Source organism: Klebsiella sp. CN_Kp088, from assembly GCF_040064335.1.
Classification (GTDB): domain Bacteria; phylum Pseudomonadota; class Gammaproteobacteria; order Enterobacterales; family Enterobacteriaceae; genus Klebsiella; species Klebsiella aerogenes.
In genome coordinates this window covers 233,513-240,484 of sequence record NZ_JBEAIQ010000023.1, presented here as the reverse complement: position 1 = coordinate 240,484, position 6,972 = coordinate 233,513, and the positions used below count along the sequence as shown (strand labels likewise).

At 53.6% G+C, this 6,972-nt stretch carries 8 protein-coding genes and 1 riboswitch; of the genes, 3 read left to right on the top strand and 5 right to left on the bottom strand.

Going from position 1 to position 6,972, the window contains the following annotated elements:
- The coding region (locus tag ABLV08_RS14380; RefSeq protein WP_240325678.1) for a hypothetical protein at positions 1-122 on the top strand (122 nt) is incomplete at its 5' end.
- Positions 123-185: 63 nt separating this feature from the next.
- Here ABLV08_RS14380 and fbaB read toward each other — a convergent pair.
- The 5 genes from fbaB to ABLV08_RS14355 all read right to left on the bottom strand — a co-directional run bounded on the left by fbaB (position 186) and on the right by ABLV08_RS14355 (position 3,971).
- Positions 186-1,238, bottom strand: a complete 1,053-nt coding sequence (gene fbaB / locus ABLV08_RS14375; protein ID WP_015365768.1) for a class I fructose-bisphosphate aldolase — start codon at positions 1,236-1,238, stop codon at positions 186-188.
- Positions 1,239-1,386: 148 nt separating this feature from the next.
- Positions 1,387-2,187, bottom strand: a complete 801-nt coding sequence (thiD, locus tag ABLV08_RS14370; RefSeq protein WP_015706078.1) for a bifunctional hydroxymethylpyrimidine kinase/phosphomethylpyrimidine kinase — start codon at positions 2,185-2,187, stop codon at positions 1,387-1,389.
- The gene (gene thiM, locus ABLV08_RS14365; RefSeq protein ID WP_348855977.1) at positions 2,184-2,957 is read right to left on the bottom strand and encodes a hydroxyethylthiazole kinase; all 774 of its coding nucleotides are present in this window, start codon (positions 2,955-2,957) and stop codon (positions 2,184-2,186) included. Before thiM ends, thiD begins: the two co-directional genes overlap by 4 nt.
- Positions 2,958-2,991: 34 nt before the next feature.
- Positions 2,992-3,088: riboswitch (TPP riboswitch) on the bottom strand.
- Between the two features lie 104 nt (positions 3,089-3,192).
- Positions 3,193-3,510 carry a DUF1493 family protein gene (locus ABLV08_RS14360; RefSeq protein WP_032708737.1) on the bottom strand — a complete coding sequence of 106 codons (318 nt, stop codon included), beginning with the start codon at positions 3,508-3,510 and terminating at the stop codon, positions 3,193-3,195.
- A complete protein-coding gene (locus ABLV08_RS14355) occupies positions 3,510-3,971 on the bottom strand; it encodes an STM2901 family protein (RefSeq protein ID WP_348855976.1) in 462 nt (153 codons plus the stop codon). The genes ABLV08_RS14360 and ABLV08_RS14355 overlap by 1 nt, the downstream gene beginning before the upstream one ends.
- A 309-nt stretch (positions 3,972-4,280) precedes the next feature.
- Between ABLV08_RS14355 and ABLV08_RS14350 the strand changes: the two genes are divergently transcribed.
- Together ABLV08_RS14350 and ABLV08_RS14345 are read left to right on the top strand one after the other, a co-directional pair.
- A complete protein-coding gene (locus ABLV08_RS14350) occupies positions 4,281-4,706 on the top strand; it encodes a lipoprotein precursor-like protein (RefSeq protein WP_032706050.1) in 426 nt (141 codons plus the stop codon).
- 283 nt (positions 4,707-4,989) lie between these two features.
- A complete protein-coding gene (locus tag ABLV08_RS14345) occupies positions 4,990-6,966 on the top strand; it encodes an alkyl sulfatase dimerization domain-containing protein (RefSeq protein WP_032712021.1) in 1,977 nt (658 codons plus the stop codon).
- Positions 6,967-6,972 lie beyond the last annotated feature (6 nt).

The window sequence follows — 6,972 nt, the reverse complement described above, 5'->3', positions numbered from 1 at the left end:
TGGCCTATACCGCGCTCTATCTGCTGGCGTTTTGTCTGTGCCCGTTTATTCGCGTTGAGCAGCCCGGTTTTGCTACCAGCGAAGCGGCTGAACAGCTGAACGTCAGCACAGTAAAATCATAAAAAAACCCCGGAGACCGGGGTAAGTAAAATAGTCAATCCGGGCCTCGCGCCCGGATTTTTGCCTTACGCGATGGTGACTTTGCCGTCCAGATAGACATCCTGCACCGCGTTGATCAGCTTCACGCCTTCGCTCATCGATTTCTTAAAGGCTTTACGACCGAGGATCAGCCCCATGCCGCCGGCGCGTTTATTGATTACCGCCGTGCGCACCGCATCGGCAAGATCGGTTTCGCCGCCCGCCGCCCCGCCGGAGTTAATCAACCCGGCGCGGCCCATATAGCAGTTCGCCAGCTGATAGCGCACCAGATCGATCGGGTTATCGCTGGTCAGCTTGCTGTAGACGCGATCGTCGGTATAACCGAAGTTCACCGCCTTATAGCCGCCGTTGTTCTCGGCCATTTTCTGCTTCACGATATCAGCGCCAATGGTGGCGGCCAGATGGTTGGCCTGGCCGGTCAGGTCAGCGGAAACGTGGTAATCGACGCCATCTTTTTTGAATGCCGGGTTGCGCAGATAGGCCCACAGCACGGTGACCAGGCCGAGCTCGTGCGCGCGCTCGAAGGCGGCGGAGATCTCTTCAATCTGCCGACGAGACTGTTCGGAGCCGAAATAGATCGTCGCGCCAACCGCAACCGCGCCCATGTTGAACGCCTGTTCGACGCTGGCGTACAGGGTCTGGTCATACTCGGTCGGGTAGCTCAACGTTTCGTTATGGTTGAGCTTAACGAGGAATGGAATGCGGTGCGCGTAGCGGCGCGATACCGAGGCCAGTACGCCATAGGTAGAAGCCACGCAGTTACAGCCGGCTTCGATGGCGAGTTCCACGATATTCTTCGGATCGAAGTAGAGCGGGTTGGCGGCGAACGACGCGCCCGCCGAGTGCTCTACGCCCTGGTCGACCGGCAGAATGGACAGATACCCCGTTCCCGCCAGACGCCCGGTGTTGTAGAGGGTCTGCATATTACGCAGCACCGCAGGCGGGCGGTTGTTATCCACCATCACCCGGTCGACGTAATCCGCTCCCGGTAAATAGAGTTGATCGGCTGGAATAGTCATACAACGGTGCTGTAAAAGGCTGTCGGCATCTTTGCCAAGCAACTGCGTAATATCAGTCATAGCTATCTCCCGTAAGTGCTGGCCGCAGCCAGCATGTTTTATCCCAACCCAAAAATTTTGGGCAGGTTAAGCCTGGTACCGAGTTAGCATATTTTCCAGCCGGGAGCGCGTTTTTTCAGTAGATTCTGCTGTCTCGTTTCACTGCCATTTACCACCAGGCGTGGAAATGATGTACCGGGCCGATACCGTGCCCCACTTCCAGCGAATCGGCCTGCGCCAGCGCCGCCGACAGCCAGCCCTTCGCTTCGGCGACCGTTTGTCCCCAATCGGCATAGCGCGGACGCAGCGCCGCCAGCGCGGCAGATAACGTACAGCCGGTACCGTGGGTATTTTTGGTCTGCACGCGCGGCGCGGTAAAGCGCTGTTCGCCTTCGCGGGTAAACAGCCAGTCCGGGCTTTCGGCGTCGTCCAGATGTCCGCCCTTCATTAATACCGCCCCGCAGCCTAGCGCTAACAGCGCCCTGCCCTGTTCCAGCATCTCGCGCTCGCTTTGCGCATGCGGCGCATCGAGCAGCGCCGCGGCCTCCGGCAAATTCGGGGTGATCAGTGAAACGTGCGGCAGCAGGCGCTGGCGCAGCGTCGCAATTGCCGAGTGGGATAACAGCGGATCGCCGCTTTTCGCCAGCATTACGGTATCCAGCACCACGTTGGCAATTTGATAGCGGGCAAGACGTTCCGCCACCGCTTCAACGATATCGGTTTCCGCCAGCATGCCGATTTTCGTAGTATCGATTCGCACGTCGCTAAACACCGAATCCAACTGCGCCGCCACGAAGTCCGGCTCAATGCGGTATACCGACTGCACGCCGCGGGTATTCTGCGCCACCAGCGCGGTGATCACCGAGCAGCCGTAAGCGCCGAGTGCGGAGAATGTTTTGAGGTCGGCCTGGATCCCGGCGCCGCCGCTGGGATCGGTGCCGGCGATGGTTAAGGCGTTAATCCGCTTCATGCCGGCACCTCCGCGTATAACGCGTCGAGGAATGCCGGGATAAAACTGCCGGGGCCGCCGTGTCGCGCCGCTTCACCTCCCGCCATTTTCATCAGGCCGCAGGCGGCTGCCACGTTTTGCAGCCGATCGCCGGGCATCGCGGCGCTTGCCGCCACAACCGCGGATAACGCGCAGCCGGTCCCTACCACCCGCGTCATCAGGACATCACCGCCGCTCACGGCAAGCGTGCGCTCACCATCGCTGATGTAATCCACCTCGCCCGTCACCGCGACCACGGTATTGAGCTTGCGCGCCAGCACCTGGGCTGCGGGTAACGCCGCAGCTACGCTATCGGTCGTGTCCACGCCGCGCCCGCCGCCGCTGCTCCCCGCCAGCGCCATGATTTCCGAGGCGTTGCCGCGAATTGCCGCAGGCCGCAGTTCCAGTAATTCGCGACAAAAATCAGTGCGTAGCGTCAGCGCGCCGACGGCAACCGGATCCAGCGTCCAGGGTTTTCCCGCCTGGCGGGCGCTCTGCGCCGCCGCGCGCATCGCGTTGGCGCGCTCAGTGGTTAAGGTCCCGACATTAATCAATAGCGCATCGGCAATGGCGGCAAACTGCGTGGCTTCCGTAGGATCAATCACCATCGCCGGCGAGGCGCCAATAGCCAGCAGGACGTTAGCGGTGAAAGTCTGGACCACATCGTTGGTCATACAGTGAACAAGCGGCGAAGAGGTGCGGAAAAGCTGCTGCAGGTGCGCGATATGCGCCGGATTTAGCGGTTCATGCATGGTTTGCTCCCGCCAGATGAGGAAGCAGCGCAGACCATGCGGTCTCTGACTTCCCTACGCTGGCATTATCCAGATCAGGTGGTACGGGTATTTCTCAGCCTTCACAAAGAAGGGCACCCCGAGTCATTTGGTACAAAATGGCGACTAACGTTCCGTTAATCTTTAATCAAGATAGTAATGCCAGCGATAAGTCTTGTAAACGGCAAAAGCGGTATGTCTCCCGGCGATATGTCCCTTAATCGTACAACCATTCACCTGCTTTTGCGGACTCAACCAACATTTGTACTGTTAGCGGTTTAAGCGGCTTCTCTGGAGGCATGGAACCTAAAAACTCAGGTTCAAAGTAATAGATAATTTCGAAGCCATTCATTTTTACATTCCATTGTTTGAAATAGTAATCTAAAGTATCTTCTGCATCTTCCCAGATGATATTAAGCCCCCCCTTTGTTAATTCAGTATCTAACGTGACTTCTGGACGTTCGCCAAAAAAACAGTATCTCTTATGGCTATGATGAGTATATATATAATCAATAATTTCTTGTTCAATGCTCATTAGAAATATGTCCATGCAACTTTATGTTCTGGTTTAACCATCTTATTAAAAGTTTCACCAGTATCAATTAATATTGCTCTCGCATAATAAAATGCCATTGCCCACCCTATCCATGGTATGTAGCGGCCTATAACCGCGCCTAGCTTGTTAGTTTTCGACCAATGAAAGCCTTTCAGACTTTTACCCATAGGAGTGATTAACGAGATACCAACCGGCAAACGTACATTACTGAGTAGCTTACGAGACATTATGGAAGCAATACTCGTTCCTTTAATTGCTGTACCTGGTTTTGTTCGCGTCGGTATCCAGGGTTGTCCGGTTAAGATAGCAGTTGCGGCTGTTGCCTCAATTTCAAGATGCTGACTCATCGCGTCGATGAGAATCAACAGGAATAACTCCTCTGGTTTCAGATTCCAGTATCCTTTATAGAAGTACCCACTAATTTGTTCAACAGTATCCACTTCATAATCCCTTATGATCCTTGTAGAAAGCGCCATCATAATGGCTGATTTGCATACCGTCATTACGCGTCGTTGTATCATCCTTGTACGTTTGCCACAGAGACGCCACTTTTTCCTGCGCCATGTAAGCGATTACACAAAATTTTAGCTATCCGTGCGTCGGTTGATTTAGATCACAATTCACTTAATAACCATAAGACATAGTTACTACGCGTTACTAACTAAGCGAATACAGTAACCGCAGTAGTCGCCGCTGCCGTTAGTTTGCATAACATGTTAAAAATAATTTCGACACTAAGGTCGTTAATGATGAAAGTGAAACACGTTTCTATGCTGCTGCTGGCACTCAGCGCAGCCATCGCGATTGGTTGCAGTTCACCAGCGCAGCGTATGGCCGAGTGCGAAGCACAGGGGATCAGTAAAGATGCCTGTTATATTGCGGAACAAAACAAACAGGCTACGGTGAACGCCGCAGCGGAGAAACAGGCGCTGGAAAATGCACAGGCTTTATATCCCGTGCAGAAAGCGCAATCCAGCAAAAAAGTGAAGATCTTCAATGGTATGAAGCTGGTCACAAACTCAACCGGGCTGACAGTTGATGGCAAACCCGCGGCCTTAGACGAAAGCAATGCTGACGCGAAAACCTATTCTCAGGGTTTATACGTTTTTATTGTCTACCAATCAGGAAAAATTGCCGTCATGCAGGACGGTAAATTTTTAGGCTACGCCAAATAGCGCCGCTTCCTTGTTAATTTAAAAGCGGCCTAAGGGCCGCTTTTTTCCCCTTCTCCGCAGTAGCCGACACGTCAAACGCCGAGCTAAATAAGCGACATTAATCCCATTGGATAAATCTCATTTTACCTACGAGAGAGTAGTTTTTTAATTAATGTATTTTTTTTGTAATCACAAACTTGCTCAATGTAAACAATTGGTTATAGTTCAAGAAAGCGTTACAAGTTGTAACACCACGTCAGATCGGAATTAACGAGTGAATCGCCATTAAGGTAAGAGGATTCCAATGAAATTGACCCCCATAGTGAAAGGATTAGCCATTGCCGGCTTGCTGTCATCGATCAGCTTGTCAGCATGGGCGGAAGTCGCCGCAAAAGAAGCGACCGCTGCCACCAAACAAGCCAACGACGCTCTCTATAACCAACTCCCCTTCTCTGATAACACCGATTTCACCAACGCCCATAAAGGGTTTATTGCCGCCCTGCCCACCGAGATCATTAAAGGAGAACAAGGTAACGTAGTATGGGATCCGCAACAGTACTCTTTCATCAAAGAAGGTGAAAAAGCCCCGGATTCCGTCAACCCGAGCCTGTGGCGGCAGTCGCAGCTGATTAACATCAGCGGCCTGTTTGAGGTGACCGACGGCGTCTACCAGATCCGCAATCTGGATCTTTCCAACATGACCATCATCGAAGGTAAAGAAGGCATTACCGTCGTGGATCCGCTGGTGTCGGCAGAAACCGCCAAAGTGGGCATGGATCTGTATTACAAAAACCGCGGTAAGAAACCGGTCGTCGCCGTTATCTATACCCACAGCCACGTTGACCACTACGGCGGGGTGCGCGGCGTAGTAGATGAAGCGGATGTGAAATCCGGCAAAGTGAAAATTTACGCGCCGTCCGGCTTTATGGAAGCGGCGGTGGCTGAAAACATCATGGCCGGTAACGTCATGAGCCGCCGCGCCAGCTACATGTACGGCAACCTGCTGAAACCATCGGCCACCGGACAGGTCGGCGCCGGTCTGGGCACCACCACCTCGGCGGGTACCGTTACCCTGATTGCCCCAACTAATATCATTGAAAAAGACGGTCAGAAAGAAGTTATTGACGGTCTGACCTATGACTTTATGCTGGCGCCAGGTTCAGAAGCGCCATCGGAAATGCTGTGGTTCATCGAAGAGAAAAAACTGATTGAATCCGCGGAAGACGTAACACACACCCTGCACAACACCTATTCGCTGCGCGGCGCGAAAATCCGCGAACCGCTGCCGTGGTCGAAGTACATCAACGAAGCGATTGTACGCTGGGGCGACAAGGCTGAGATTATTATGGCTCAGCACCACTGGCCGACCTGGGGCAACGAAAACGTGGTCAACCTGCTTAAGAGCCAGCGTGACCTGTACCGTTACATTAACGACCAGACCCTGCGTATGGCTAACGAAGGGCTGACTCGCGATGAAATTGCCGCTAAATTCAAACTGCCGGATAGCCTTGCCAACACCTGGGCTAACCGCGGTTACTACGGCTCTGTTAGCCACGACGTGAAAGCCACCTACGTGCTGTATCTCGGCTGGTTCGACGGCAACCCGGCCACCCTCGACGAACTGCCGCCGGAAGAAGCGGCGAAGAAATTCGTCGATTACATGGGCGGCGCCGATGCCATCATGAAGAAAGCGAAAGAGGATTACGACCAGGGTAACTATCGTTGGGTAGCTCAGGTGGTCAGTAAAATCGTCTTCGCCGATCCGAAAAACCAGGATGCGCGTAATCTGGAAGCAGATGCCCTTGAACAGTTAGGCTATCAGGCGGAATCCGGCCCGTGGCGTAACTTCTACCTCACCGGCGCGCAGGAGTTGCGTAACGGCGTGGTGAAAGGACCAACCCCGAACACCGCCAGCCCGGATACCGTGCGCGCAATGACACCAGAAATGTTCTTCGACTATCTGGCGGTGCACATCAACGGCGAGAAAGCGGGTAACGCGAAATCGGTCTTTAATATCGATCTCGGCAGCGACGGCGGCAAGTATAAGCTGGAGCTGGAAAACGGCGTACTGAACCATACCGCTAATGCGGAAGCGAAAGATGCCGATACCACTATCGCCCTCAACCGCGCCACCCTGAATAAGATCATCCTCAAAGAGGAGACGCTGAAGCAGGCCGTTGATAACGGCGATGCGAAAATCACCGGTAACGCCGATAAGCTCAATGAAATGCTGGGCTATATGGACAAGTTCGAATTCTGGTTCGACATCGTTACGCCATAATGTCCT

Coding starts and splice junctions, on each gene's coding strand:
- ABLV08_RS14345 (WP_032712021.1), top strand. CDS start 4,990: ATGAAATTGACCCCCATAGTGAAAGGATTAGCCATTGCCGGCTTGCTG.
- fbaB (WP_015365768.1), bottom strand. CDS start 1,238: ATGACTGATATTACGCAGTTGCTTGGCAAAGATGCCGACAGCCTTTTA.
- ABLV08_RS14350 (WP_032706050.1), top strand. CDS start 4,281: ATGAAAGTGAAACACGTTTCTATGCTGCTGCTGGCACTCAGCGCAGCC.
- ABLV08_RS14360 (WP_032708737.1), bottom strand. CDS start 3,510: ATGAGCATTGAACAAGAAATTATTGATTATATATATACTCATCATAGC.
- thiD (WP_015706078.1), bottom strand. CDS start 2,187: ATGAAGCGGATTAACGCCTTAACCATCGCCGGCACCGATCCCAGCGGC.
- thiM (WP_348855977.1), bottom strand. CDS start 2,957: ATGCATGAACCGCTAAATCCGGCGCATATCGCGCACCTGCAGCAGCTT.